General features: G+C 62.6%; 30 protein-coding genes. 13 read left to right on the top strand and 17 right to left on the bottom strand.

What is annotated here, in order from left to right; genetic code table 11:
* Positions 1 to 3 precede the first annotated feature (3 nt).
* From WHH00_RS08460 to WHH00_RS08445, 4 genes are read right to left on the bottom strand one after another with little or no spacing between them, the layout of a single operon-like run.
* Positions 4 to 888: an aldo/keto reductase gene (locus WHH00_RS08460; RefSeq protein ID WP_350003080.1), complete on the bottom strand. Its 885-nt coding sequence runs from the start codon at positions 886 to 888 to the stop codon at positions 4 to 6.
* Between the two features lie 23 nt (positions 889 to 911).
* Positions 912 to 1,241 carry a carboxymuconolactone decarboxylase family protein gene (locus WHH00_RS08455; protein ID WP_406638031.1) on the bottom strand — a complete coding sequence of 110 codons (330 nt, stop codon included), beginning with the start codon at positions 1,239 to 1,241 and terminating at the stop codon, positions 912 to 914.
* Between the two features lie 10 nt (positions 1,242 to 1,251).
* Positions 1,252 to 2,094, bottom strand: coding sequence for an SDR family oxidoreductase (locus tag WHH00_RS08450; RefSeq protein WP_406638029.1), 843 nt, complete (start codon positions 2,092 to 2,094; stop codon positions 1,252 to 1,254).
* Positions 2,095 to 2,134: 40 nt separating this feature from the next.
* Positions 2,135 to 3,358: an MFS transporter gene (locus WHH00_RS08445; RefSeq protein WP_350003076.1), complete on the bottom strand. Its 1,224-nt coding sequence runs from the start codon at positions 3,356 to 3,358 to the stop codon at positions 2,135 to 2,137.
* 153 nt (positions 3,359 to 3,511) lie between these two features.
* Here WHH00_RS08445 and WHH00_RS08440 point away from each other — a divergent pair, with 153 nt between their 5' ends.
* Together WHH00_RS08440 and WHH00_RS08435 are read left to right on the top strand one after the other, a co-directional pair.
* Positions 3,512 to 4,396, top strand: coding sequence for a helix-turn-helix transcriptional regulator (locus tag WHH00_RS08440; protein ID WP_406638027.1), 885 nt, complete (start codon positions 3,512 to 3,514; stop codon positions 4,394 to 4,396).
* A 122-nt stretch (positions 4,397 to 4,518) separates the two neighbouring features.
* Entirely contained in the window at positions 4,519 to 5,487 is a 969-nt protein-coding gene (locus WHH00_RS08435) for an aldo/keto reductase (protein ID WP_350003072.1), read from the top strand.
* A 304-nt stretch (positions 5,488 to 5,791) separates the two neighbouring features.
* Here the strand turns inward: WHH00_RS08435 and WHH00_RS08430 are convergent, their stop codons facing one another.
* A complete protein-coding gene (locus WHH00_RS08430; RefSeq protein ID WP_406638024.1) occupies positions 5,792 to 6,286 on the bottom strand; it encodes a hypothetical protein in 495 nt (164 codons plus the stop codon).
* A gap of 726 nt (positions 6,287 to 7,012) precedes the next feature.
* Between WHH00_RS08430 and WHH00_RS08425 the strand changes: the two genes are divergently transcribed.
* The 5 genes from WHH00_RS08425 (at position 7,013) to WHH00_RS08405 (ending at position 10,872) form a co-directional block, all read left to right on the top strand.
* Positions 7,013 to 7,630 carry a hypothetical protein gene (locus tag WHH00_RS08425; protein WP_190612414.1) on the top strand — a complete coding sequence of 206 codons (618 nt, stop codon included), beginning with the start codon at positions 7,013 to 7,015 and terminating at the stop codon, positions 7,628 to 7,630.
* Positions 7,631 to 7,835: 205 nt separating this feature from the next.
* Positions 7,836 to 8,534 (top strand): hypothetical protein, encoded by a 699-nt coding sequence (locus WHH00_RS08420; protein WP_190612412.1) that lies wholly within the window; start codon positions 7,836 to 7,838, stop codon positions 8,532 to 8,534.
* 267 nt (positions 8,535 to 8,801) lie between these two features.
* Positions 8,802 to 9,410: a sigma-70 family RNA polymerase sigma factor gene (locus tag WHH00_RS08415; protein ID WP_350006254.1), complete on the top strand. Its 609-nt coding sequence runs from the start codon at positions 8,802 to 8,804 to the stop codon at positions 9,408 to 9,410.
* Positions 9,407 to 10,207 carry a peptidase M56 family protein gene (locus WHH00_RS08410; protein WP_350006253.1) on the top strand — a complete coding sequence of 267 codons (801 nt, stop codon included), beginning with the start codon at positions 9,407 to 9,409 and terminating at the stop codon, positions 10,205 to 10,207. Before WHH00_RS08415 ends, WHH00_RS08410 begins: the two co-directional genes overlap by 4 nt.
* A gap of 131 nt (positions 10,208 to 10,338) precedes the next feature.
* The gene (locus WHH00_RS08405) at positions 10,339 to 10,872 is read left to right on the top strand and encodes a hypothetical protein (protein WP_350006251.1); all 534 of its coding nucleotides are present in this window, start codon (positions 10,339 to 10,341) and stop codon (positions 10,870 to 10,872) included.
* 68 nt (positions 10,873 to 10,940) lie between these two features.
* On the opposite strand, the gene WHH00_RS08400 is transcribed toward WHH00_RS08405, so the two are convergent.
* Positions 10,941 to 11,162: a hypothetical protein gene (locus WHH00_RS08400; RefSeq protein WP_406638021.1), complete on the bottom strand. Its 222-nt coding sequence runs from the start codon at positions 11,160 to 11,162 to the stop codon at positions 10,941 to 10,943.
* Between the two features lie 731 nt (positions 11,163 to 11,893).
* Here WHH00_RS08400 and WHH00_RS08395 point away from each other — a divergent pair.
* Both WHH00_RS08395 and WHH00_RS08390 read left to right on the top strand, forming a co-directional pair.
* Positions 11,894 to 12,562 (top strand): vitamin K epoxide reductase family protein, encoded by a 669-nt coding sequence (locus WHH00_RS08395; RefSeq protein WP_350006224.1) that lies wholly within the window; start codon positions 11,894 to 11,896, stop codon positions 12,560 to 12,562.
* Between the two features lie 400 nt (positions 12,563 to 12,962).
* A complete protein-coding gene (locus WHH00_RS08390; protein WP_190612410.1) occupies positions 12,963 to 13,478 on the top strand; it encodes a barstar family protein in 516 nt (171 codons plus the stop codon).
* A gap of 131 nt (positions 13,479 to 13,609) precedes the next feature.
* Here the strand turns inward: WHH00_RS08390 and WHH00_RS08385 are convergent, their stop codons facing one another.
* The 3 genes from WHH00_RS08385 to WHH00_RS08375 form a co-directional block, all read right to left on the bottom strand.
* Positions 13,610 to 14,479 carry a hypothetical protein gene (locus WHH00_RS08385; RefSeq protein ID WP_406638019.1) on the bottom strand — a complete coding sequence of 290 codons (870 nt, stop codon included), beginning with the start codon at positions 14,477 to 14,479 and terminating at the stop codon, positions 13,610 to 13,612.
* A gap of 668 nt (positions 14,480 to 15,147) precedes the next feature.
* Positions 15,148 to 15,960, bottom strand: a complete 813-nt coding sequence (locus tag WHH00_RS08380; protein WP_190612403.1) for a hypothetical protein — start codon at positions 15,958 to 15,960, stop codon at positions 15,148 to 15,150.
* Positions 15,961 to 16,142: 182 nt separating this feature from the next.
* Entirely contained in the window at positions 16,143 to 16,754 is a 612-nt protein-coding gene (locus WHH00_RS08375) for an RNA polymerase sigma factor (protein WP_190612401.1), read from the bottom strand.
* Positions 16,755 to 17,038: 284 nt separating this feature from the next.
* Between WHH00_RS08375 and WHH00_RS08370 the strand changes: the two genes are divergently transcribed.
* Entirely contained in the window at positions 17,039 to 17,236 is a 198-nt protein-coding gene (locus tag WHH00_RS08370; RefSeq protein WP_314216569.1) for a hypothetical protein, read from the top strand.
* 730 nt (positions 17,237 to 17,966) lie between these two features.
* Here WHH00_RS08370 and WHH00_RS08365 read toward each other — a convergent pair.
* Positions 17,967 to 18,770 (bottom strand): thioesterase family protein, encoded by an 804-nt coding sequence (locus WHH00_RS08365; RefSeq protein WP_350002404.1) that lies wholly within the window; start codon positions 18,768 to 18,770, stop codon positions 17,967 to 17,969.
* A gap of 184 nt (positions 18,771 to 18,954) precedes the next feature.
* Between WHH00_RS08365 and WHH00_RS08360 the strand changes: the two genes are divergently transcribed.
* A complete protein-coding gene (locus tag WHH00_RS08360; protein ID WP_350002405.1) occupies positions 18,955 to 19,632 on the top strand; it encodes an endonuclease/exonuclease/phosphatase family protein in 678 nt (225 codons plus the stop codon).
* On the opposite strand, the gene WHH00_RS08355 is transcribed toward WHH00_RS08360, so the two are convergent.
* Both WHH00_RS08355 and WHH00_RS08350 read right to left on the bottom strand, forming a co-directional pair.
* Entirely contained in the window at positions 19,629 to 20,132 is a 504-nt protein-coding gene (locus tag WHH00_RS08355) for an NUDIX hydrolase (RefSeq protein ID WP_350002406.1), read from the bottom strand. The two genes, WHH00_RS08360 and WHH00_RS08355, sit on opposite strands and share 4 nt — an antisense overlap.
* A 56-nt stretch (positions 20,133 to 20,188) precedes the next feature.
* Positions 20,189 to 20,386 carry a DUF1918 domain-containing protein gene (locus WHH00_RS08350; protein ID WP_066276358.1) on the bottom strand — a complete coding sequence of 66 codons (198 nt, stop codon included), beginning with the start codon at positions 20,384 to 20,386 and terminating at the stop codon, positions 20,189 to 20,191.
* Between the two features lie 144 nt (positions 20,387 to 20,530).
* On the opposite strand from WHH00_RS08350, the gene WHH00_RS08345 reads away from it, so the two are divergent.
* Positions 20,531 to 21,037: a metallophosphoesterase family protein gene (locus WHH00_RS08345; RefSeq protein ID WP_406638015.1), complete on the top strand. Its 507-nt coding sequence runs from the start codon at positions 20,531 to 20,533 to the stop codon at positions 21,035 to 21,037.
* 89 nt (positions 21,038 to 21,126) lie between these two features.
* Positions 21,127 to 22,020 carry a glucose 1-dehydrogenase gene (locus WHH00_RS08340; protein ID WP_231456889.1) on the top strand — a complete coding sequence of 298 codons (894 nt, stop codon included), beginning with the start codon at positions 21,127 to 21,129 and terminating at the stop codon, positions 22,018 to 22,020.
* An 85-nt stretch (positions 22,021 to 22,105) separates the two neighbouring features.
* On the opposite strand, the gene WHH00_RS08335 is transcribed toward WHH00_RS08340, so the two are convergent.
* The 5 genes from WHH00_RS08335 to WHH00_RS08315 all read right to left on the bottom strand — a co-directional run bounded on the left by WHH00_RS08335 (position 22,106) and on the right by WHH00_RS08315 (position 25,921).
* Positions 22,106 to 22,549 carry a DUF1810 domain-containing protein gene (locus WHH00_RS08335; RefSeq protein ID WP_406638012.1) on the bottom strand — a complete coding sequence of 148 codons (444 nt, stop codon included), beginning with the start codon at positions 22,547 to 22,549 and terminating at the stop codon, positions 22,106 to 22,108.
* The gene (locus WHH00_RS08330) at positions 22,533 to 23,102 is read right to left on the bottom strand and encodes a DNA alkylation repair protein (RefSeq protein ID WP_406638010.1); all 570 of its coding nucleotides are present in this window, start codon (positions 23,100 to 23,102) and stop codon (positions 22,533 to 22,535) included. The genes WHH00_RS08335 and WHH00_RS08330 overlap by 17 nt, the downstream gene beginning before the upstream one ends.
* Positions 23,099 to 23,458 carry a TraR/DksA C4-type zinc finger protein gene (locus WHH00_RS08325; RefSeq protein WP_231457981.1) on the bottom strand — a complete coding sequence of 120 codons (360 nt, stop codon included), beginning with the start codon at positions 23,456 to 23,458 and terminating at the stop codon, positions 23,099 to 23,101. The genes WHH00_RS08330 and WHH00_RS08325 overlap by 4 nt, the downstream gene beginning before the upstream one ends.
* Positions 23,459 to 23,477: 19 nt before the next feature.
* The gene (locus WHH00_RS08320) at positions 23,478 to 24,833 is read right to left on the bottom strand and encodes a lytic transglycosylase domain-containing protein (protein WP_406638007.1); all 1,356 of its coding nucleotides are present in this window, start codon (positions 24,831 to 24,833) and stop codon (positions 23,478 to 23,480) included.
* A gap of 107 nt (positions 24,834 to 24,940) precedes the next feature.
* The gene (locus WHH00_RS08315) at positions 24,941 to 25,921 is read right to left on the bottom strand and encodes a dienelactone hydrolase family protein (RefSeq protein WP_406638005.1); all 981 of its coding nucleotides are present in this window, start codon (positions 25,919 to 25,921) and stop codon (positions 24,941 to 24,943) included.
* Between the last annotated feature and the right edge of the window lie 251 nt (positions 25,922 to 26,172).

Raw genomic sequence — 26,172 nt, 5'->3', positions numbered from 1 at the left:
GGGTCAGGCAGGGATCGGGAAGCCGTAGTTCTCGAGGGTCAGGGAGTCGGGGTCAGGGCCGCCGCGCACACCGGTGTCGAGTGCATCGATGGCAGCGACGTCCTCGGGGGTGAGGGTGAAGTCGAAGACGTCGAAGTTCTCGGCGATGCGGTGGGCCTTGACGGACTTCGGGATGGCGGAGAAGCCGTGCTCGAGGTGCCAGCGGAGGATGACCTGGGCCGGGGTCTTTGCGTATTTCGCGGCGATCTCTGTGATGACGGGGTCCTCGAGCGGGTTCTTCTCGTAATCGCCGTAGATGTAGGAGCCGCCGATGGGTGACCAGGACTGGGTAAGGATGCCGTGGCGTGTGTTGGCCGCCCGCCATTCCGGCTGGGAGTAATACGGGTGGACCTGGATCTGGTTCACGGCGGGCACCACGCTGGTGCGGGCGATGAGTTCCTCGAGCTGGGCCGGGGTCTGGTTGGAGACACCGATGGCACGGACGCGTCCGTCGGCGAGGAGCTTTTCGATCGCCCGGTAGGCGGCGATGGTCTTCTCGAAGTCGGCGGCGAGGGGCTGGTGCAGCAGAAGCAGGTCGACCTGGTCAACGCCGAGTTTGCTGATGCTCTTCTCGAAGCCGCGCAGGGCTTCGTCGTAGCCGTAATCGCTGATCCAGAGCTTGGTCTCGATGAAGATCTCCGACCGGTCGATACCGGACTGGCGGATGCCCTCGCCGACCTCGCGTTCGTTGAAGTACGCGGCGGCGGTGTCGATCAGACGGTAGCCGCCGTTGAGCGCGGCCTGGACTGCGGCTGTCGTGTCTTCCGGTGAGCTCTGGTAAACGCCCAGGCCCAGGGCGGGCATCTGGACGCCATTGTTCAAGGTGACGTACGGGTTCTGCTCTGTCATATTCTTCTCTTCCTTCATGGCGTCTAGGACTGGTTGTTGAAGATGCTCTTGGCGACGTTCATCGCGGAGACGGCCTTGGGCCAGCCCGCGTAGAACGCCAGATGGGTGATGGTTTCCTTGATCTCGGTCTCGGTGAGGCCGTTTTGAATGCCGTAGGGGATGTGCCAGTTCAGCTGGTCGATGTTTCCGGCGGCGATGAGGCCGGCGATCGTGGCGAGGCTCCGATCACGAGGGGAAAGCCCCTCGCGTTCCCAGACGTCCCCGAAGAGCGCGTCATCGGTGAGGGAGACGAACTTCGGGGCGAAGCCGCCGAACATCTTCTCCATGTCGGATTGCGTGTTCTCGTCGGTCATGAGTGACTCCTCAGGCGTCGTGGGCGAGGTGAATGGAGAGTTCGCGGTGGGCGTCGATCTGGGCGAGGATGTCGCGGGCTTTCTGTTCGATGACGGCAACGGCGTCGGCTCCTGCAACCCATCGCAGCGGGGGGTGGTCTTCGCCGGCGATCCTGACGAGGGCAGTACCGAGTTTGGCGGGGTCGCCGGCTTGTTGGCCGTTCATGTTCCGCCATCCCGGGATTGTCGCTGCGGTTCGGTCGGCGTAGTCATCGATGGAGAGTTCGGCCCAGATGGTGGAGGCGTCCTCGACGAGCAGTTCGGTGCGGAAGAAGCCGGGCTCCACGATGGTGGTCCGGATCCCGTAGGGTTCCAGATCGTAGCGAAGCGATTCCATCCATCCTTCAACAGCGAACTTGCTGGTGGCGTAGGCGGCGATGAACTCGCCGCCGACGATGCCTGCCTGCGAGGAGATCGTGATGATGTGGCCGCTGCGCTGTTTGCGCATGATGGGCAGGACGGCGCGGGTGACGTTCATGGGTCCGAACAGGTTTGTTTCGAGCTGGGCGCGGACCTGCGCGTCGCTGGTTTCCTCGAAGTACCCGGCGTAGAAGTTCGCGGCGTTGTTCACCAGGACATCGATACGGCCGAACCGGTCGATCGCCGCGGCCGTAGCTTCTTCGGCGTCCCCGGGCTTCGTGAGGTCCAGTTGCACGATGAGCAGGTCGTCGGATGCGCCGAGGGCGCTCTCTACAGTGCCGGTGCGGCCGGTCGCGACAACCTGGTGGCCCGCGGCGAGGGCGGCTTTGGCGATGTCGACTCCCATGCCGCGGCCGGCGCCGGTGATCATCCAGACTTCTCTGTTCTCAGTCATTGCTAATCCTTTGGTTCATGTAATTGCTGGTGACGCCGGTTCAGACCAGGACGCTGTCATCGAGCTCCGCGTCGGCCGGGGCCGGGGTGGTGGTCCGGGTGGCGCGCATGAGGGCCAGGATGATCAGTGGGATCAGGCCAAGGAGGGCCATGGCTGCGCCGACGATTGACGGGCCGGTGGTGCCGAGGGTGGAGTCGAGGGCGAGTCCGGCGAGCCAGGTGGCAGCGGCGATGCCGACGTTGAACGCGGAGACGGTCAGGGCTGCGGCGAGGGACGGGCCGGATTGTGCGAAGCGGACGGCCAGGGGGGTGGCGATGGCGGTGACGCCCATGCCGGTGAAGCCGAGCAGGATGACGAGCACGATGGTCGGGATGACGAAGGTGGAGAGCGGGATCATGAGCAGCAGTACCAGGGCTGATCCGCCGCCGATGGCGAAGTACGTGGCGAGCGGTTTGCGGTCCCCGGTTCGTCCGGCCACAACGGTACCGAGCAGGGCGCCGATGCCGAAGCCGACGAGCAGCAGCGGAACGGCCGCTTCGGAGATGCCGGTGCGTTCGGTCAGGAGCGGGGAGATGTAGGAGTAGGCGGCGAGGAATCCTCCGGAGACCAGTGCGGTGGTCGCCAGGACGAGCCACAGCTTGCCTTCGCGCAGCACACCGAGCTGGGAACGGAGGGTGACGGCTTCCTGGTGATCTTCGGCGGGAGCGAACTTGCCGATGACGACGGCGGCGAGGGCGGCGAGGATGGCCAGTGCCCAGAAGATGCCGCGCCAGCCGATGGCCTGGCCGATGAAGGAGCCCAAGGGTACGCCTGCCACGATCGCCAGGCCCATGCCACTCATCATCACGCCCATGGCGCGGGAAGCGTTCGCGGGGCCGGCTGCGGAGGTGGCAACGACGGCGGCGATGGACAGGAAGGCGCCGGTGGCCAGGGCGGTGATGACGCGGGCGATCAGCACGATTTCGAACGCCGGGCTCAGGGCGGCAACGATGTGGCCGGCCGCGAAGATCAGCAGGGACAGGATAAGGGTGAGGCGTTTGGGCAGGCGCATGGTCGCGACGGAAATGGTGGGGGCACCGACGATCATGCCGATGGCAAACGCGGTGATCAGCAGCCCAGGCTGAGAGACGCTGACACCGAGGTCTGATGCCATATTGGGCAGCAGGCCCGCGATGACGAACTCGGTGGTGCTCATCAGGAACGTGCCAATGGCCAGGAGCAGCACAACCAGCGGCAGCTTGGCTTTCTTGGTGGTGGAGGGCATGGGGTAAACCTTCGCTTCGAGGGGATGTGGTCGGCGCTTGATCGCCGTCTATATCTACGAGACCACGCACCATATGGGCCTAAACAGACCCGCCTAAGCCATGTACTGACAGGGCATGGTTACGCCCCGGACCTCGGGCATACCGTTGAAGGCATGAGCATCCGAGATGACATTCAGGAGTTCCTGACCTCCCGCCGGGCCCGGTTGACGCCCGAGCAGGTTGGCCTGCAGTCTTATGGCCGGCGGCGGGTGCCGGGGCTGCGCCGGGAAGAGGTGGCGATGCTCGCCCAGGTCAGCGTCGAGTACTACAGCCGACTCGAGCGCGGAAACCTCAGTGGCGTCTCCGAGAGCATCTTCGAGTCCCTGGTCCAGGCCCTGCGCCTGAACGACGTCGAGGAGCGGCACCTGCGGGACCTGATTCGCGCGTCGGAAAACACTGTGCGCCCCCGGCGCCCACGGGCTTCGGAGCAGCGCGTTCGGCCCACCGTGCAGCGGATGCTCGACGCCATGACTGACCTGCCCGCGATCGTTCAGAACGGCAGGCTTGACATCATCGCTGCCAACCGGATGGGCCGGGCACTCTACGCCGCCCAGTTCGACACCGCGATCCTGCCGCCGAATCAGGCCCGGTTCATCTTCCTGGATCCGCGAGGGAGGGACTTCGCACCCGACTGGGACCGCGCGGCAAATGAATGCGTCGCCATTTTGCGGGCCGCGGTCGGACGTGACCCGCACGACCGTCAGCTCTCGGACCTTGTCGGGGAGCTTTCCACCCGCAGTGATGAGTTCCGGCTGCGGTGGGCAGCGCACAACGTCCACCAGCACAAGAGCGGATCAAAACGCATCCACCTCCCCGCCGTCGGGGAACTCAGTTTGGACTTCGAAGTCCTGGAACTCACGGCCGATCCCGGCCTGATGCTCATCACGTTCAGTGCCGAACCCGGGTCGCCGTCCCACGACGCCCTGCAGCTGCTTTCCAGCTGGGCCGCAACCCAGCAGAGCACCGACTCCGCAGCCGCAGCACCCCAAAACCCCTAGCTGCCCCCAGCACCACAAGGACCGTGGCGAGGCTCCGCTGTGTCGCCGCCGGAACCCGTCGCCGCACACCACCAATTGCACGTCCCCGTCCGGAGTCTCGTGCGCCGTTGAAAGGACACTTTATGGAGTACACACGTCTGGGTCGTTCCGGCCTGAAAGTCAGCCGCATCGCCCTTGGAGGGATGAGTTTTGGTGATTCCTCCCGCGGATTTACGGACTGGGCGCTGGATGACGACGCGGCCGAACCGATCTTCCGGCAGGCTGTCGAACTGGGCATCACGTTCTGGGACACTGCAAACATCTATGGCTTCGGTACCGCCGAGGAAATCATGGGCCGGGCCATTACGAAATACACCCGCCGCGAGGACGTCGTCCTCGCCACCAAAGTGATGTTCAAAATGCACGACGGACCCGGCGGCGCCGGCCTCTCACGCAAAGCCATCATGGAACAAATCGATGCCTCCCTCACCCGGCTGGGCACCGACTACGTCGACCTCTACCAGATCCACCGCTTCGATCCCGAAACCCCGGTCGAGGAAACCATGGAAGCCCTGCACGATCTCGTGAAGGCCGGCAAAGTCCGCTACATCGGCGCATCCGCGATGTGGGCCTGGCAGTTCGCCAAAATGCAGCACGCCGCGGATCTGCACGGATGGACAAGGTTCGTGTCCATGCAGGACCAATACAGCCTCATGCACCGTGAAGAGGAACGCGAAATGTTCGGACTCCTCACCGACCAAGGCGTAGGCAGCATCCCCTACAGCCCCCTCGCCAAAGGACGGCTCGCACGACCCTGGGGCGGCAACACCGCACGGTCCGCCAACGACCCAGTAGCCGAACGCAGCTTCAGCGACGCAGACAAACCCGTTGCCGATGCAGTCCAAAGAATCGCAGAAGAACGCGGAATCCCCATGGCGCACGTCGCCCTCGCCTGGGTGCTGCAAAACCCTGTTGTATCCGCACCGATCGTCGGTGCCACCAAGGAACACCACCTCCCCGATGCCGTCGCCGCCCTTGACGTCCGCCTGACACACGAGGAAATCAAAACCATGGAAGAGCCCTACACCCTCAGGATGCCCATCGGCTACTAGCACCATGCGGCCTCGGGTCTGACCTCGTGGCCATCTGACTCCGGTCGTCTCGAAATCCTAGGAATTCGAGACGGCAAGGTTTCGAGACGCTGTGAGAACCGATCATTGCTCTTGTTTCCGCATTCCCACTGGCCGTGTCCTACAAAGACTGATTGCCCAGCCGAGACGATGTTCAGACTCATTGGGCCCCCGTTAGCAGTCCAGCGTCTATGCGCTAGCTAACGGGGGCCCAATCAAGGGAGCTTGGGCTGGAGTGTTTGATGCTGTTGGTGTGGACGAGTTTGAGCAGGGTCGACGCTAACGCCTATGAGAGCTCCCTGCCAGACCACACATAGCCCATCTGCGCAGCGTGGGTTGCAAGAATTATTGTCGCTATGGCAGCAGGACCGCGCCAGAGATTGAGCTTCCGACCCAGAATCGGCTCCTTGACTCTGTCTGGGAACTCATCAGTGAAGAATGTAGCCCCGTTAGTAACCCCCATGGGGCCGAGCATGTTGCTCAGCTCCGTTATTTTGCTGCTGGGAAGCTCTACAGCGACAAGCCAGGCTGCATTGACAGCATCGGGGAACCGGCTGTTGACGGTTTCAGCTGCTAGTTGACGCCCCAGTTCGCGCGAGTTGGGAAGTGGTGAACCCAGAATTTCTGCACTGAAATGTGAGACGAAGTCGCCCAGTTTATCTGCCTCATAGCTCTCCCCACGGTTGAAATCGTAGGTTTCAGCAGTGGCAAGCATCTGCTGCACCTCAGCTATCTGTCGGTTAGTCGCTCGGCGCTGCTTCGCGCTGAATGAGAATGCCATCGGGAGATCTCCTCTAAGAAGTTTGGCCCGGAGTTGGAGCCGCGTCATTGAAATCTAGGAACTCATCAACGAATCGCTGCGGGTTGGGAACACCAACGGCTAGCTCATTGCGTACAAGTTTGCGAGGTGCATGGGTTGTGCGCCGGAGCCAGGGTTGAGGGGTTCAGTTCGAGCTGCATGAGCCAAAAATAGCAAGTTCTACTGACAAATTGGTTTTTCTCTAGAACCCTCTAGAACTTTCTAGAACTTCGGCGTGTGCAGCCTTGCCTTTTCCGGCCCTTATCGTGGCCTCACCAAACATTGAGCCATTCCCTACGCGCCCGGGCCGGTCGCCCGTCCGCTGGGGTTACCCGCAAATCGTGGACAGTTGATCAGGCGGCTTGTGCTGGCTGAGGTTTATCACTGGTGAGGAACTGTTCGTGTTCTACGGGCGTGGTGTATCCCAGGGAGGTCACGCTCGAATATGGAGAAACGAGAGTTGTTCTCCCGCCAATCTGACTAACCAGTGTGAGACCTTGAGGTTGTCACTGCATGTCTCGGAACTCTAGGGATTCGAGGCGCTGAGGTTATAAGACATCAGGAGTTCATCTGTCCCGCAAGGGGAACCTGCATCGGGCAGTGGAGCGTCCGATTCTCTTCCGAGACCGTTCGGATGCTCTAGACCGAACACTACGGACGTGATGCGACCTCTTTAGAGCTGGCTCCCGGGGCGGTTAGGCTTCGCATATGAAGATGGGGTGGTTGCCGTTCACCTTCACCAAGCACCTGGGGTTCAAAAAGCGCCTTATGTATGGAAAACGTTCGGCGGAGACGGACGAGGACCGCGCGTCGCGCCTCAGTTCGGTGTCACAGTTTCATGTCCGCGAGGTCGTGCTCAACAACGCAGATCGGCAAGCAGTCCTACTGAAGGTAAGGGCCAAAGTGCCCGGGTTCCCGACTGAGCGCTACGAGCAGGCCTTGGATGAAGCAGAGAATTGGGTAAGGGCTGATCTCGAGCGTTCCCGTCAACGCAGGGCCGAACTCGTACGGGCCGCGCGAAAAGAGGATGTCCTGAACGCCGTCTTCGTTTTGCGCTACTTCAACCACCGGTACTCTGGTCGAGTAACGGAGTACGACCTCGGGCAGGTCAATATCTACGAAAGCCTCCGAGATCTCTACGACCAGGCCGACATTGACGCTGCCGTGGTCCGGGTCGATGCCCTAATCAGGGATGCAGCAAGGAGTGTCGAATATGACCCCGAAGCCGGAAAGGCTCGGTGGCAGGAATTGATGCACTCCCACCCCGGCTTCAACAACCGGAGCCTCCATAAGGCCATGGAGTGGGGCTACTTCTCAAACCGATAGAGCGCGCCGTAAATTTGGAGTTCTTGTGACACCCGCGTTCCCGTCAGATCCCTGAATGCGACAGCGACATCTCAACGGTAATCAGGCTTGCAGGCGTCCTTTGAAGGATCCCTTAACGGGTGGCGATGACCTGGCGTATAGAAGACTCACCCTCGTGAACAACGATTCCAAAGGGACCTTGCACCAAAGCCGGTAGAGTGCGTCCATGACATTGGGGGATGCCACGCCGAACACTGACCGCCGCCCGTGGACTTTCGCCGCGGTCTGCGCCATGGTCCCGACACTGACGCTGATGGTGTTCAACCTGGCCGATCCGGTGATCCAGTTGCTGCCTTGGTACGTGGCCACCTACCTGCTGATCGGCGCCTGCATCTTTGGCCCGACAAGAAAGTTCCCGTCGCTGCGGCAGGCCGGTGCGTTCCTGCTTCCCGGCGCCCTGCTCGTGCCGCTGGCGCTGACGAACGTCGGCTGGTGGTGCGGCGGCTGGCTGCTCGGGCTGCCGGCCTGGGGCTTGCTCCTGAGCCGTTGGACGCCGGAGAATCCGCTCCCGGCAGTGCAGGTGCTGAAATTCCTGGGGCTGTTACTGCTAGGCATGACGATCTACACGTTCAACGGGATCTACCCGATCCCCAGCCTGGGCCTGTTCCTGCTCCCGATCATTCCCCTTGTCCGGCTGGCCTACCCTGAGTACCGCGCCAGACCGCTGCAGGCGGCCGTGGAGGCCGTTCTGGCCGTGGCTGCCATCGTGATTGCTTTTGCTATTCCCACCCCCAAAGGGTCATGGTCCTCGCCCTGGACCTACGCGGGTGGGGCCGCCACTGCTGGACTCATGATCGCCTATTGGGCCTGGAGGCTCCCCCGCCGTTCCCGGCACCGGCAGATCGATAACGGCGCCATCGTCTAGCCCTCGGTCTTCGGTAATGGATCGGCTACCGCGACCGTCTAGGGGCAATTGCCCATAGCCCGGTTGTGGCGGAGGGCGCTGGTCTTGAAACTCAAAAGGACTGAGCGACGGGTATCTTCAGGCCCCCGGCTCTAGAAGTGGCATTTGCCCTGGGAATGGCCGCTCGTTGGTTCGGCGCTTTCGAAGTATTTCTGTGCATTCGGCCGTGGGCCTTAAACTTTTTCGGATTCGGTGAAACCTTTTGGGCTTTGCCGGACACTAAAGGGCATGGGGAACAACGGAGACAGCGAAGAGGGGTTGTGGCGCCAGAGTCTTCTGGGCCAGGGAGATCCCTTTGGTGCCCTTTACGACAGGCATCGGGACAGGGTCTTCCGCCATGCATACCGGCTGTGCGGGAATCACCACGACGCTGAAGACATTATGGCTGCCGCCTTCCTCGAGCTCTGGCGGCGGCGAAAGCAGGTCAGGGTCGTGGAAGGATCAATCCTTCCGTGGTTGCTGGTGACGACCACGAACATGGCACGTAACAGCGCCCGGACGGCATTGCGCTATCAACGCCTCTTGAAAGCCCTGCCCCGATCCGAGGACATCAGCGACCCAACAGCAAATTCTTACCGCTCTTACCAGGACGCTCTTGACCATGACCTTGCACGGGCTCTGGCCACACTGACGGCCGAGGACCTGCACCTGGTCACACTGGTCGTTTTCGAGGAACACACCATCGTTGCCGCCGCCGCTGTTCTAAATCTGACCCCTGCAGCAGCGAAATCAAGGATCCACCGAGCCCGGCAGCGGCTCAGAGCAGCCCTCGACGGAGATGCATCAACAAACCCGCCGACCGCTCCAACCCCGGTACTGGAAGGAGGACGGCAATGAACCAGCTCCACGTCGATGACCGTTTCAGTGACGCCCTGCGGGCAGAACTCGTCTCCCAAGTCAACAAGGAAACACCGGCCGCCAAGCGGAGGCGCACCAGGGTGTGGCTTGGTACCGGCGCTCTGACCGGTGCGGGACTGCTTGGCATTGGAGCGGCGGCGGCAGGTCTCTTCGTCATCCCCGGCGGTGAAAAGGTGACACCGTTGGCCTCGCCTGTGACCACAACCTACGCCGGCACAGCAACCGTTGAACTGGGCACTCCTCCCGAGGGAACCACCGGGATTCAAATGGAACTTAGGTGCCTGACCCCTGGCTGGTTTGAGTTTCCCGACGGTGCGTCCAGCAGCTGCTCCGAGGAGGATGCAGCCAGCGACAGGCTGGGCTGGAGCGGCTACACCATCCCCCTCGCACCCGGCCAGGACAGTGTAACGATCAAGGCCGGCCCGGAGGCCCACTGGCAGCTTACGGCCGAGTATGTGAAGCAGGAACGAACGCCCCTGGGTGTCAATGCCAAGGGTGAAACCTACGGTGTCGAAAGCCAGGAAAACGGAACCCCCGACCTGATCGCGGTGATGGCCACCAACGGGCAATCCGGTTACGCCTACGCCAGTGACCTATACGGCGGCCCCATGCCAACCAGCCCGGAAGACGCCGTCAAGAACTTCAGCACCCCGCGCCCTCCGCACGAGATCCCCGTCTTCCAAAGCGACGGAGAAACCCAGATCGGTATCTTCATGGCCTCCGGTTCCGGCGGAGGGATACCCTCCTACCCCACGCGAAGTGCCCCGCCAGAATGAACCGATCAGTCGCCGGCCTTCACATGCTGCGCCGTTTGATGTCGCTCCCCCTCCGGTCCGAGAGCGACATCCGTGAGTGCAGGTACGCAACTCTATTTCCACCGATCAGCATCCACCTTTGAGGGAACAGAATGAAGCGCGTTCGGTTATGGCAATGCCTGATCCTGCCCCTACTTGTCACGATGCTGGTGACTTCGTGCGGCGACAAGTTGGCGGGAGGACCGGGAACTGCGGAACCCACGACGAAGGCCACTAGCTCAATCGCTGGCTCCACCGGTAGCCCCGTTCCGAGCGGTGGCCCCTTCGCATGCGTGGACTGGGTCCGGTTCGCCAACCCGCAGGACCAATACGACAACGCCGGCCTGGTGCTCATCGGAAAATCTGTAAGCCAGGCCGGAGAGATCACAATTTACGGTCATCAGGCCACGACTCACCTCGTGGAAGTCGAACAGGTACTCAAAGGGAATCCCCGGGAGGGGAACCTGCGCATCACCTCCACGCCTCCGACCTGCACTGCAGGAGAGTCCTACCCTGACGGCGACCCACTCGACACCGCTGAAAGAGTCATTATTTTTGCCAACAACCAAGGCGGCGAGTGGTTCACCATAACCCCCACGCAAGGAGTCATGTCCTTCCCCCAAGGCTCAAAACTTCCCTTTCACTGAGTCACACCCCATTGGAGAACCAACCAGCAGGCGGTAGAAGAGCTCATAAGCCGATCGGCTTACGGCCTTCAGTTGAGGGTGAGGTGCACGGGCTTGAATCTGAAAGGACCTCCGCATCCAAGCCCGAACGGATATTCACCGGTGGATTCCGTTTCTACTGGCATGTCAGTCGCTATTCGGCCGCCAATCGCAGCTATCGCTTCGACATGGATCGAGGTGATGCTGACAGGACCGTTCAGGTACGGCGCGGATTGCGGCACCAGCCACTTTCGCTCGTCATTCTGTGACACCGGCTCAGGCTGGCACCCTTCCCCAAAACAAGCTGCAACTGACGACGGTGGAGTGGAAAAAACCAACTCCACGGGACCTGTGTAGGCATATCCAATGGCTGGGCACACTCGGGGCACCCGATACATTCCGCTGATCACAGCGATGACCGTCAACACTGCGATACCTATGCCTACTGCAAGTAGGACTGCCCCCCGACGCTTCATGAAGTGAGACTAGCTCTTCAAGCATCCATAATTCTCGGCTACGAGCGTCCGGGTGAAGGATCCTCCACCGGCGCGCTGCCGAGGGTACCGTCCCTGCTCGACGCCTGGGCAAGGCTGAGTTCCGTAGTATCGGATGTAGCTCACATATGACGTAGGGGGACGTGAATGAGCAGGACTATTAGTTGGGGGCTAATTCTCGCTGTCATGGCCTTATTGGTGCTGGCATTGATTGGGGTAGCCAGGACCCCCGTGGCTATCCCTGCCATTGCCCCACCCAGCCACGGCGTCAGTACAGCTACTCGCTCCACTCTTGCGACGATCGCAATCTTAGTGGTCGTAGTCCTTGGCCTTGCTCATGCTTTTGCTGCTGACCGGATTGCCGACCGTAGGGCGAGATTGTCCTCAAACGGAGTTCTCTGGATGGTCGTTGCGGGAGTCGTCATTGGCCTCATAGCCCTGTTCTCAGCTGGTTTCTGAGAAGTCTCCCCGTACTGGCCTGGCTACTCACGAAGAAGGAAAACAAATCCATGAACCCCAACGCAGCTGGGATTGTCGACCACTCCGGCCATACGAGCGAGACCCCGGAAAGCCATGCCAGGACTCGACCTCAGATGACTCGTGAGTTGCCTTTTGGCTGGCTCTTGGTCATAACTGGGGCCATCGGCTGGATAGCCTCTGGCGTCCTGGTTTTGGAGAAGCTTGCTGTGCTGCAGGACCCAAACCATACGACCGTCTGCGATGTAAACCCTTGGATCTCCTGCGGCCAAGTGATGCAGAAATGGCAGAGCTCGTTGTTCGGGTTCCCCAACATGTTCATCGGCATCGTGGCGTTCGCCGTCATCCTCACCGTGGGCATGGCGCTGGTCTCCGGGGCGACATTTGCCCGGTGGTTCTGGGCATGCCTCCAGACCGGCATCACCCTTGGCTTCGCCTTTGTCGTCTGGTTATGGTCCCAAGCCCTTTATGACATCCACATCCTCTGCCCGTTCTGCATGATCGTCTGGGCAGCCATGATTCCCCTCTTCGTGTGGGTCACCATCCGAAACATCACCGCCGGCATCATCCCCGTCCCGCCAGGCGCCGCGCGCATCATCTCCGACTCCGGCTGGATCATCACAGCCCTGCTCTACGTCGCCGTCATCGCCAGCATCTTCTTCGCATTCATCCAGGTCTTCGCAGGAACGTCAGGGTTCTAAGGAAGCAAAACTTCTCGAAACCTCTGTGCCTGGAAAATCCAGCCATGGAAGACCGCGGGGCTGCGGTGCGGCGCCCGGTAGAGGATCCGCTTACGGGACAGCTGAATTCCTGTGTCTTATAACCTCGGCGTGTTGAATCCCTAGAGTTTCGAGGCGAGTTCGAGCCGGCGCCTGCGGGCCTGCTGGGCCCGTGCCAGCCCTGGGATAGTTATCCGAGGGCGACACGGAGCGGCGCAAAAACACCGCCATTTATCGCCAACAGTCATACCGCGGTCTGACTGCTTAGTCTGATTCTCACTTCCCTGATGCTGCTCCCATAGGGTGTAGGACATGAGCCAAAGGGATGCGGGCGGAAGAGGCCACCTGAGTTTGCGCCCGGACGTGTGGGGGTGAGGCACGGATGAAGAACCCGACAGACTTCCTGGAGGTGCCCACCAGCCCGTCCTTCCAAGTGTTGGTCTCGGACCCCGGCGCAGCCGACACTCTCGCCCGGGGATGGGCCGACAACGGGCTGCTCGTGCGCATTGTCCGAGGAGCGAAGATGCGCACGACCACTGCCGCCATGGATGAAATGGCAGCGGCCTTGCAGTTCCCGTACTACTTCAGCGAAAACTGGGCAGCGCTGGATGATTGTCTCTCCGATATGGACTGGCTTCTGCCAGCACCGGCAATTGTCCTGCTGGTCCGTAACGCCGGCCAGGTACTCGCCGATGAAGACCCCCACCAGCTCGTAATCCTTGCCCGGACACTGGCAGATGCGATCAACGAGTACGCAGCCCCAGTTGCGCTAGGAGAATGGTGGGACCGGCCCGCAGTGCCATTCCATGTCGTACTCCAGGCAGATGAGCACGGGCAGGAGGCCCTAGTGGCGCGGTGGGAAGCCGCAGGTGCCCAAACTTCGGTCAGGAAGCCCTGAGCAATTCGCCTTCGGTGGCTTTACTGCAGCCGGCATTCCATCACCGTCGCCCCTGCCGGACGGCGCACGTGTTCTTGCCGTCAGCGCATTTGGCCGGGTCCCGCGACAAGGATCTGACTGGGCTCCGTGGGCTAGAGAAGGTGTTTGGCCTCCGAAATTGCCTGGCGACTGGGAACGTAAAACTTTCGGGATTGAAGTGATAGGGCCCGAAGGTTTGGAAGTTGCAGCAAAGGAGCCAAGTCCCCGTCGCTGACTCTTGTTGAGCCGTAGGCGTGGAACTCCTCCAGCCCTTCTAAGTGGGCGAGGGGGCGGATAGATTGGATGGCGCCACATTCGCTTAGATTCAAGAACTTCAGTGCTTTAAGCCCTTGAAGTGGGCCAATCTCGGAAATTCCCTTGCAGGCAACCAACTCAAGTCTGCTTAGCGGAGCCGACATGGATGACAGTGCTGAGATGTCTTGCAACTTAGTCGCCAGAAATATGCCGAGCTCCTTAAGATGTGTCAGATCCTCCAGCCCGTCCAAGGAGACGAGTTTTGGCCTATCTTTGAGCCGTACACTTTCGAGCTCAGGGTGGACTCCAAGACTTCGCAGGTCAGTGGGGTTGAAATGGCGCAGGAACAGGGCTTTGAGATGTTCAAGCCCAGAGAGGGTTTTTGACACCTGCTCCCAGTCCGCGCCGAGGCTTGCAATATGTGGCAGCTCTGAGAGGTCAAGAGCTGTGGACGGCGCAGTCAGAACGTCAAGGTCGGTAAGTGATTCGCTCAAACGATAAATGGGGGAAAGGTCAGCGATGTGCCGGGCTAGGATCTTCAACCTGGCCAATGGCCAGGACTCCAGGAACTCAAGATCCGGCGCAGCAAATCCATGAGCAGTGTTAAGGACCAGACCATCGACTGCTCCGCTAGTGACAACATCTTGGCATAAAGATGTCCAGGGACCCTTTACAACCAGGTCGACCCCTTCATCCGATCTCTGTAACTCATACTCCAAGGAATTCACACCCCTAAGGTATGCGAATGCCGGCCGTGTATTGGGCTGGTTGGGCATCAACCAACCCTCCATGGCACAGATCTCGCAAAGTTCCGACGAAAGACCGGAAGCCTCCGCCGCATAACCCTAGGGATTCGAGGCGCCCAGCTTACGAGACACCTAGATTGGGAGCCTTATGGGTTCACCTCGACACTGAATGTGCATAGCTCTGTCGGACGTGGAGGGTGGCTAACTTCCCGGGCTGGTGGATCTTCCCCGGCGGTGACGAAGGGCGATTATCAGTGTGGCAGCGGTCGCGAGGGCTGGAACTGTCAAGAAGACCTGTGCGCCGTTTGGCCCTGTGCTGATTAGTCCGGCGATGCCTATCCACCACAGCAGGGCAGAGGCAAATGCTGCCAGGGGCACAACTGAATGATGGGCGCCGGATAGGGTCACGTTCCTGTGTTTGTGTCGTCGTTGAAGCGGTTGGATTCGCCAGCGGCGTCTGGTGCGATTTCCGATCATGATGGTTCCGATGGTGGCCAGGGCCGGGATGGTCAGGAACATGAGCGCACCGCCTCCGGTGGTTATGACTCCGACGATGCCGATCCACCAGAGGAGGGCTGTTGTGAACGCCGCCAGAAGCACGAGGAGTGTTCTGCGGTTGGGCCTTGCCGTGGTCCATGCGTTTCGGTGGGTCACTTTACTGGTCCTCCGGCCTCCTGGGCTGGCTGGTTGGCGGGCGGTGCTGACCCCACGATGCTGTAGTCAATGGCGGTATGGGCTATGAGGTTATTCGCTCCTACTCCAAAGATCGCATAGGTGGTGACCACTCGTTCGCCGATGACCAGGCCAGTGGCCGGGTCAATGATGATTTCATCGCGTTGTCCGGCCCGGAGCGGCTCAGATCTTCCGATTGCGATCCCTGGTTTGCCATCGAAGTTGGTTTGTTCGCTGGCGTTCACCCCCGGGATTAAGGCCAGAGCCTCATAGAGACCGGCGCGCAGGTCCGCTGAGATGAGTCCGGTCCGCAACAGATCTGTGATGCGCACGAAGTTGTCCTCGTCCCTGGAGGCGGACCCACCCTGATATTGGGCATTGAAGTGATCGATCAGGGCTTTGCCTTCGCGTGGCAGGTCCTGGATTTCCTGGTCACTGATCACGGTCCACGGGATCCCGTAGAACTCGCCATTAGGCGCGTGAATGGTGTCCTTCTGACCGGGGCGCGGGGCCACTGATCCCCAGTCTCGATCCAGTACCCAGTCCCGGGAGGGGTCCCCTGGAACATACACGTCGATGGTCTGGGCGTTCATGTGGGTCTCGATCGTGTTCCCGGAGACCAGCCAGTTTGCGTGCGTATGGACTCGCAGGTACTCGCCCCGGCCCGGGGTGGGGTCGGAAAAGGCCATGGTCTGTTCGGCTGCTGACCGCAGGAGACTTGCCGCATGGGCGCTTTGGATCGATATATTGGTTTGCCCCAAAACGATCACGCCGAGACTGGCTGCGGCCATTGTCAGTACCACTCGGCGCGTGCGGTGCGGCCGACGAATCGAGTCACGATCTCTGTCCACGAGATCGGTTGCATCGCTGCCCGAGCTCCCGGTTAGCCGTCTGCGGGGGAATTCTTGTTCCGCCATGTCTACGAGCTGCCTGCGAAGCGCATCGCTCCTGTCGGGCTGGAACTGATGGGTTTTCATAAGGGCCTCTGTCCTTGCGCGGCCTGCCGGTCGATCGCATACGTGCTGGAAACTTCGTCATATAAATCCCCGAGCCTTGCTTTGGCCCGGTTCAGTCTGGATTTCACGGTGCCTTCGGGGACGCCGAGTGCGGCCGCAGCGTCTCGTATGCTCATTTCTTCAACCACACAGAGCGTCAGCACGTTACGGTCCCCTGGGCGCAGCCGTGCAAAAGCCCGCTCTAACGTGGCGGCCTCAAACTCCTGCTGATCCCCGTCGGCGAACGCCTCAGCGATATCAGGGCTGTTGGCTGGGGGCGGGAGCCGGCCCAGGAAGCTCCTGTACCGCCGGCGTTGGCGCAGCTCGTTCCGGAGTGTGTTGTTCGCAGTAACCAGCAACCAGGCAACAATGGACCCGTTCACCATCCGCACGTACTCCCGGCGACGCCACGCCTCATAAAACACCATCGCCGTGACGTCCTCGGCTGCGTGAGCGGAGCCTATGACCCCCAGTGCGTGATGCAGCACTCTGTCACGGTGACGGTCGAAGACTGCGCCAAAGGCGTCACCGTCCCCATTTACGACGAGCCTCCAAAGAACCTCGTCTGTCCCTTCCAAATCTCCGCCCATACCCCATAGTGTCCGCACACATGGAAAGGTTCCATGTTTTGAGGCACAACTTTTCGCGCATCAGCGTTGAGGGCCTCCACCCTACAAAAGACGAATGCTCACTGGCCCGGCTCACCACCCAAAGGAGCTGGCTACCGGATTACTAACGTTCGTGCTTCAGTTCACGTATGGCATCACAATTCCGGAGGAAACCGCGGGCAAGCCCGCACCCAGTAGACGCGAATCCTGAGGTCAAGCGCCGGCTGAGTCGCCTGGTCTACTTCGGCGGGGCTTTGGCGTTGGTGATGATCACGCTGAACCTCATGCCAATTAATTCCGAGCCTTGGGTTTGGATAAAGCTGGTCATCCTTGCTGCCGGGACGACGATATTCGCCATCTGGGCCACGCGGTTTTCATTGTGGCAACGTGACGAGTACTGGCGCGAACGCGGCAGAGACCCTAAGCATCCTGATCGCTTTCCCGATCGCTCAGACGAGAACTAGCGGCGACGCGCCAGTTCTAGGGATTCCAGGCGTTACGATTGCGGCTGCGCCACGGGCGGGCCCTGGCGACGGAAGCCCGTATGGCCTGTCCGATTAGCCTCCCGGGGGCGTCTCTCATTCGAGGCACGTTGTCGTCTCATAACCCTTGGGAAACGAGACGTCTCGACGAGCTAGCAGTCGCCTGACCTGCACGGTTACAGATTTTCTGCGGAATCTTGGACGCGCGATGGCATTGGCGATTCTCGTAACTATGTCTCATAACCTTCTGGCAAAAATCGAGTACTTAGCCTTAGTTATGAGACACCTCGAAGCAGCCCGTGACAGAACTGATTTGCTACCCAGTAGCCCGGCCCGGCAGCGCTCCACTAATCGAGAACAGGCGGACCTTCTGGCCTCCGGCGTCCGCCGTTTATGACCACTACGTTGAGTACGGCATGTCTGAAGCGAGAGCTTCACGCCCCTATGCCGTCCGGCCCTCGAGGCGCTGATCGAAACGACACCCGGGCCATATCAACCCTGGACAGACTCGGGCAACCCATCCAGCGCATGTCCGTCTTCGACGACGAACCTGGCAACGCAGACGGCGATCCCGAAGCGCAAGGTGCCCTCGAGCCTGGGATGTATCGAGCAGCCTTCTGCAGGCTCACGATCATTCAATAACCATCCGGGCGCCAGCAAGGATCGCGAAAATACCGCCATCCGATGCCGTGCTCCACACCCGGCGGGCCGGTCAGGTCTTTCGGAGCGTAAGGATCTGCTCTGCGCGCCCGAACGACCCCTGGAGGTCGTGCAGAACTGTGGAGGTCAGCCCTATCCCGTCCCCGCCGAACGAGACCGCGTTGTCCAGCCCCAACCACTCCCCTTCCGGGCGGCGGTACATGTGGATCTGCAGGTCAAGGTTGGGAAACGAGTAGCTGTCCTTGCCGGGCGGAACCCTGGCCGCGATGCCATTGGCCGTGTCCACCATGCCCATGAGCCGGGCCAGGGCACCGCTGTCCCCTCGGTCGGTCAAGGGATGTTCCGTGCGCAGCCAGACCTTTCCGGCCCCGGGGCGGTGCCCTTCCGCCACGCGCATTTCCAGCGAGCGGATGTAGCCGCCGGGCCACACGGACGCGCCGTCGTACGGCTTGCAGTCTTCCGGGCCGGGGATGGGAGTGTCCTCTATTGCGGCCACCGGCGTTGTATCGCTGGTAGCCAGCCGCCAGGCGGTGGCACGGATGGCGGTCCGACCGCCCGCCACCAGCTCGGCCTGCAGGAGCTCGATGGTTTTTCCCGGCCGAAGGGTGCTGGCTGCGATGTAGAATTCGCCGCCAGGGATGAGTCCGAGGATCTCGTAGCTGATCCGGGCCATCCGCATGTCCGGCCGCGGGTCATGGCGTTCCAGGCTGTCCGCGAGCAGGCCGGACGCCGGCGCCATGTGCTGCTCGTGAACGTTCCAGGCACCCTGGGCATGGATGGTGGAACGGAAACGGCCTCCCCCCAGGTTCAGGTAGTAGAAGTTTCCCTCAGCCAGTTCAGGCAGCTCTGCGGTCAACGTTGGCCCCTTCGGAGTTCCAGTGAATCGGCCTTAACTCTAGCTGCGCCGGGCCTTGCGGCTGTCCCGGACCCTCGGCCCGTCATTCCACCGGAAGGGACGCGGCGAAATGTTGGCCACTAGCAGTATCCATCCGGCTAGACTCAGGAACTGGTCCTGTCAGCAACCTCTGAAGAGGTGTTCCATGCGCGTCATCAGCTACAACCTCCGCAAGCACAAAGCCAGTGGCGAACTCCTCGCACTGGCGCGGAACCATGACATCGATGCGCTGTGCCTCCAGGAGGTGGATTCCAGCGATCTTCCCGAAACACTGGGGCCGCTCCATCTGGCCGATGCCACCAAGGGCAACCGCCTGGGGCTGGCCATCTACTACCGCACCAGCCGCTTCACCGCCCTGGACACCCAGTCCTTCGCGCTGAAGAAGTCGATGCATGACCGCGTCCTGGCCCCGGCCCATGAACGTCTGATCGGCACCCGGGTCATGGACAACGAAACACAGCATGAACTGGTGATCGGCTCGTTCCACGCAGCACCGCTCACGGCCTCCAACTCGCTGCGGCGCAAGCAGATCCACGCTGCCCACGCTGAGCTGCTGAGCATGGGCAAGGGCCTGATGACCCTGATGGTGGGCGATTTCAACTACCCGTTCTTCACCAAGAACCTTGACCTGCACATGAAAAACTCGGGCTACGCACTGTCCCTGAGCAATAGGCGCACCTACACCCGGTACAAGGTGTTCAAGGGCCACTTCGATTTCGCGACGTCGCTGGGCCTGGATATTGCCAGCGTGGAGACACTGCCGCGCGGCAATTCAGACCACCTTCCCATCCTGGTCACGGCGGAGTACGGCCCGGACTACTAGGACTCGAGCCTTGCACGGAGGTCCGGCCAGGACGCTTCGAACCCGGGGTGAAGTTCCAGTCCAGCCACTTCGGGCAGCGGGACCCACCGGAGTTCCAGGCTTTCGGGATCGCTGATCACCGGGTCAAAAGGCTCCCTCACCAGCACCACAACCGTGGTGTACGTCCAGTACCCCACGTCCAGCAGGGACGTAAAAAGCACCTCCACGTTGCCCGCGGGCACGGCGGCTTCCTCATAGGCCTCCCGCAGCGCACCGGTGACGGGCTCCTCACCCTCATGGAGTGCGCCGCCGGGCAGCCCCCACGTTCCGCCGTTATCGCTCCACACGGCACGGTGCTGCAGGAGCACCCCCTTGCCGGGATCGTAGGCCAGCACTCCAGCCGCGCCAAAGCGGCCCCAGAAGCGGCCGCGGTTTCCTTCCACCCAGGCATCGCCGGGGTCCCTCGGGCCAGTACGGACGGGAGGGGCGGAGGACGCGGTGGAGGCAGAAAAGTGATCCATCGCTCCAGTCTGACAGGTGCAGCGGGTGGGCTGCACCCGCCAGTCCGCCGCCCCGGTCAGGCCTGGTTCGCGGTGCCGCGCTCGACGGCGAAATCACCGCCGGGGTACATGATGGTCTCGTGCCCGTCATCAAAGCGGACACGATAGGGCGGCGTTCCGCCCTGGCCGCGCACCTCAAGAATCACTCCATGCCGGTCTGCGGCACCCACCGTCCTGCCATGCACAATGATGCGGTCGCCCTGCGTTGCCTCCATGGCAATCACCTCCGAGCCCAGAGTACGACTGGCTGCCCGCAGGGAAAAGGGAAAAGGGCGAATCGGAACACCGGCCGGAAAGGCGCACTGGAGAAGGTCACCGGCGGTTCCGCAGTACCCCGGCGGGCGTGGCAGGATTTTCCCATGCCGCTGAACATCGTCCTGGTCGCCGATACCCATGTCCCCAAGCGCGCCCGCGACCTTCCTGCACAGGTGTGGTCCGCCGTCGAAAGCGCTGATGTGGTGTTTCACGCGGGCGACTGGGTGTCGGCGCCCCATCTGGAGGAGTTCCAGCGGCGGAGCCGCCTGCTGGTGGGCGTCTATGGAAACAATGACGGCCCTGAGCTGCGCCGCAAGCTTCCGGAAACGGCGGAGATCACGCTTGAAGGCGTCCGCTTTGCCATGGTTCACGAGACCGGGCAGGCCAAAGGGCGCGAGGCCCGGTGCGAGGCGCTGTACCCGGAAGCGGATGTGCTGGTTTTCGGGCACAGTCACATCCCGTGGGACACCACCACCCCGCGCGGGCTGCGGCTTCTGAACCCGGGGTCGCCCACTGACCGCCGCCGGCAGCCGGCCTGCACGTTCATGACGGCCACGGTCGACGCTGGAACGCTGGGGGACGTCCGGCTTCACGAGGTCATCAGGGATTGACCCGGGTTGGCAAGGGAGGCATCAGGTGCCTAGGCTTGGAACGGTAAGCATACTTAGCTTTTTGTTACCCGAGCACCAGGAGGACTGCAATGACAGACCAGTACACCTTCCGCAATCCGGTCACCGCGTACGAAAAGATCTCCCCGCCAAAGCAGCACCAGCCCGAGCCGGGACTGGACGCGGAGCTGGCACCCAAGGCCGACCTGGGTGAGGAAACCTACCGCGGTACCGGCCGGCTGGAAGGCCGCAAGGCGATCGTCACCGGCGCGGACTCCGGCATCGGCGCGGCAACGGCCATTGCCTTCGCCCGGGAGGGGGCCGACGTCGTCCTGTCCTACCTTCCTGAAGAGGAGGAGGACGCCGCGCGCATTGCCGGCATTATCGAGGCCGCCGGGCGCAAGGCCGTCAAGGTCCCGGGCGACCTCAAGGACGCGTCCGTGTGCCGCGACGTAGTGGACACTGCCGTGGCGGTGCTGGGCAGCATCGACATCCTGGTCAACAACGCCGGGAAGCAGGTGGCCCAGGAGGACCTCGCCGACATCACCGATGAGCAGTTCGACCACACCCTGAAGACCAACGTGTACGCGATGTTCTGGCTGACCAAGGCTGCACTCCCCCACATGCCGGCCGGGTCCACCATCATTAACACCACGTCCATCCAGGCCTACAACCCGTCCCCGACGCTGGTGGATTACGCCACCACCAAGGCCAGCATCAACAACTTCACGAAGGGCCTGGCGCAGCAGCTTGCGCCTAAGGGCATCCGCGTCAATGCGGTGGCGCCGGGTCCCATCTGGACCCCGCTGCAGGTCAGCAGCGGCCAGCCGAAGGAGGAGCTGCCGGAGTTCGGGCAGTCGACGCCCCTGGGCCGGGCCGGCCAGCCGGCGGAGCTTGCCCCCGCGTACGTCTTCCTCGCCTCACCGGAATCCAGCTATGTTGTGGGCGAGACCCTGAACGTTAACGGCGGCAGCCCCACGCCGTAGCCCATGGCTCCAGAGAAAAGCGGCCGACGGCGGTGCCTCGCGCATGGTGCGCAAGGCACCGCCGTCGGCTGTTACGGTTCGGCCCCTATTTTTCGTCAGTCTCGGCCAGCAGGTCGTCGGTGGCGGCGTCGGGCTGGCCGTCGAAGAACTGGGCCAGGACGGTCTTGAACACCGTTTCCCCCGGGGCTGCCCGGAGGAACAGCGTCATGGAGGAGTGCAGCTTCCGGGCGTCGATGCTCCCGAAGATGTCCTCCGCAGGGGCGCCTGAGTGGTTGGTGACGGCAAGGGCGGACTCGAGCAGCCTTGGGCCCAGCACCGGGTGGTCCAGGTACTCCCGCGCTTCAGCGAGGGAGCTGATGGCGTACCGGCGGGACATCTCGCTGTGCCCCAGGCCTGCGATCTGGGGAAAGATGAACCACATCCAGTGGCCGGACTTCCTGCCCAGCTGCAGTTCTGACAGGGCCTGATCGTAAGCGCCGCCGCTCTCCTGCGCAGCAACGAACCGGTCGAGGTTATAGGGATCGCTCATGGGTGTCTCCTTGTGGTGGTGCTTCGGGGGCGGCTTGTTGGTGGATGTAGGCGGCGGCGGTGCGCAGCTGGCTGTCGGCGTCCGTCCGCCATCGGGCAAGGACAACATCTGCACGCTGCCGGTCCCGCCCGCCGAGCCGGGAAAGGAAAGGCGCCAGGACGTCGGCCAGCAGGGGTTCTGCCAGCTCGCGGGTCCCGGCAGACCGCAGGAACCCCTCAATGCGGGTCAGGTCCGAGTGGCGCAGGAGCGGCACCCTGGTTTGCAGCAGCACAATGGCGGCCAACCGGCGTTCAAAAACCGCTTTGGAACCTGGGCGGGGCTGGCCCCACAGGGCGGATGCCAGCTGCACAACGCCGTCGTGGTCGAGGTCCTTGTACTTCCGCAGGGCGTCGCGGACGGTTCCGCGGACAGCGCCCACCGACGAGCCGTAAGAGGAGAGCCGGCCGCCCAGCCTGCCCTCGACGTCGTCCGCCCGATGCCAGGCGCCCTCATTCTGCAGCGTACGGTCAATAAATTCTGCAGCAGCCATCACCGGGCCGGCGCCGCTGCTCACTGGTTGCGGCCTGCCGATGCGTGGCGGATGCAGAACGGGGTCCAGGGGCGTGCCTCCAGCCTGCCTTCGGCGATGGCTTCCCCGCAGACGGCGCAGGTCCCGTACGTGCCGGCGGCGATCCTGGCCAGGGCTGCGTCAACCTGGTCCAGCCCCGCACTGCTTTGCTTCAACAGGGCTGACGCCTGGGACAGCTCGAAGGCGATAGTGGAGCCCTCCGGGTCATGTTCGTCGTCCACGTTCGAATCCTGGCGCGCCGAGTTCGCGGCGGCGATGTCCGCGCGCAGCGCCGGAAGCAGGGCCACCTTCCGTTCCCGCTCCTCCTCGAGCATCATCCGGAAGCGTTCATAGTCGGGCATGGGAAAAGCCTACGCGGGGTCAGTACCAGTTCTTTGCCATGGAGTGGTTCCAGGCGGCGCAAGGCGAGCCGTAACGCTCCCGGATGTAGCCCAGTCCCCAGTCGATCTGTGTCCGGTAACTGGTCAGCCAGTCGGCGCCGGCACTTGAATACTTGCCCGGCGGGAGGGCCTGGGCGATTCCGTAGGCGCCGGAATAGGGGTTGGTGGCTGTGGTCAGCCAGTTCGATTCCTTGGTCCACAGCTGGGCGAGGCAAAGGAACTGGTCCTGGCCCCAGCCGTGCGCGCCCAGCCTGCCGGAGGCGTAGCTTTTGGCTCCTGCCGGGTCATTGACCGCGCCGCCGGGGAGGGAAGGCACGACGACGGGCGGCGGGTTGGGCGGGGCGGGCGGCGGGTTGGGCGGGGCGGGCGGCGGGACTGCAGGGGAAGGAAGTGCCGGGGCAGGGTTTGCCGGCGCAGGGTTTGCCGGAGCAGCGGCGGGACCAGCCGGGACGGGTGCAGGACCAGCAGGCGCGGGGCGGGCGGCGGGCAGCGCCGGCCTGGTGGCCGCGTCGGCCTGTCGGCGGGACTGTTCTTCGGAGGCGGCCCGTTTGGCCGCCTGGGATGCCTCGTAGGCGGCGCGCGCCGCCTCGCCTTGCCGGTATGCGTTCTCCACCTCCGCCGTCGTACCTTTGAGCGACGCCAACTGCGCTGTCAGCTGCGCGCTCCGCTCCTTTTCCTCCGCCGCCTTGCGGGCCAGGCCGTCCTGGGCGGAGCGGGCAGCTCCGAGCCTGGCTTCGGCTTCAAGGGCCAGCCGTCCGCGCTCATCCTTTGCGGCCTGTTCCTGGGCAGCCAGTGCAGCAGAAATTTCCCCTGCGGCCCGCGCCTTATGCACGAGCGCGGCGGTCTTGTCCCCCACGATCTGCACCACGTTGAGCCCGTGCACGGTGTTGGCCTGGACAGCGTCCAGGGCAACAAAGAACCCCATGTTCGTGCCGCCCGTCTTGTATGACTGGGCCGCCAGCGCACCAAGTTCCTTCCTGTACTGGACCAACTCCGAGTCAGCCTGTAGTGCCTGCTGTGCAAGGGCCTCCACCCTGGAAGCGGCGGCCTGCAATGCCGCGTCGGTGGCTGCATACTCCGCCGCCGCCTGCACCGCAGCGGAGCCGGCGGCCTCGGATTGCTCCTGGAGGCTGGAGAGCAGGCCATCAATCTTGGCGATTTCCGCGGCCTTTCCGGCCTCGCTGTCCTTCGCGTCCTGCACCTCCTCCCAGGACGGGTAATCCCCGGGACCGCTGTCCGCGGCGGCTGCCGGCACCAGCCACAGACTTCCTGCCAGGGCACACGAAAGAAGCGCCACGGGCAGCGGCGCCCTGGATTTGGTAACGAACCGGGACATAGTCCGGAAGCCTACCGCCTTGATCCGCAGGTTGAAGGCGGACGTTTCTACATCGTTATGGAGCGGAGGAAGTTCAGTTTCGCCGAACAGGGCCGGGACGCGGGTTTTTACAGGTGCTGGTCAAACCAGGCAAGGGTGTCGTTCCACGCGGCCGTGGCCTGGGCTTCGTTGTAGCGGTCGCCGGTGTCGTTGTGGAAGGCATGGTCCACGCCGGGGTAGACCGTGAGCTGGTGGACAACGCCGGAGGCTGCCAGCGCATCCTTGAGTGCAGGCATAGGGCCAGTGATGCGCTGGTCCAGTTCAGCGTAGACGCCGAAAACGGCTGCCTTGATGTCCGGCACTTTGGCCAGGTCCGGGGCGGGCCCGTAAAACGCCGCGGTGGCTTTCAGCCCGTCCAGTTCCGCTGCCGCCTGCCAGGTGATGCCGCCACCGAAGCAATAGCCGGTCATGGCGATGCGTCCGCCATCCACAAAGTCCTGGGCCTGGAGATACTCCAGGGCTGCTGCGAAGTCGGCCACGTGCCGCTGGGCGCCGGCCTGGGTGAGGGCACCGGGTACGGCGTCGCGGTCCATTCCGGCCGTCCCGCCTTCACGGCTGAGCAGGTCAAGCGCGAGGGCGGCGTACCCCTCCTTCGCGAAGCGGCGGGCCACGTCTTCGATGTGGGGCGTCAGTCCGCGGTTCTCGTGGCAGATCAGCACGGCAGGACTGCGACCGTCCCGCTCCGGCCTGGCCAGGTAGGCACTGACGGAGGCGCCGCCGGACGGAAACTGGACGGACGCCGTCGTCAATCCTGGCGCCCCCTCCGGAACGGAGAGCGGGCTCTTTGCCCCGGGGACCGCACCCGATCCCGCAGTCCCGAGGGTCCCGGCAGCGGACGTAGGGGACGGTTCCGGGGTGGGCATGGGATCGGTGCTCCGCGGCACCTCGCTGGGGGTACAGCCCACCAGCAGCATCGCCGCCGACGCTGCCGCCATGCTGCCGGTAATGAAGGCAACCCGCCGGGTAAAGGTGCGCTGGCTCAGCGCGCCGGACTTGTAATCGTCGAAGAATTCCTCAATCAGGTATCTCTCATACTTGCCAAGCTGCATCACAATGCCTCCTCGTGGGGTGCCGAACATACTCCTCCCCCGGGCACGTGAAGAACAAGGTCGCCGGGCGGGCTCGGTCCCACCTTAACGTCTTTGTGATAAATAACACGTCCCAAAAAATCGGCGCGCCTGCCCGTCCGGGCTGGACCGCCGTGGCACTGGGAAATCCAGTTGATTGCGTAATCGAGAGCCGCGCCTCGCATGTTATCTAAATGTGACAATGGGTGGTAAGTCGGGTTATGGTCTTCAGG

The sequence above is a fragment of the Pseudarthrobacter quantipunctorum genome, assembly GCF_045291495.1.
Lineage (GTDB): Bacteria > Actinomycetota > Actinomycetes > Actinomycetales > Micrococcaceae > Arthrobacter > Arthrobacter quantipunctorum.
Note: the sequence above shows the minus strand (reverse complement) of the source record. Positions and strands in the feature narration are given on the sequence as shown.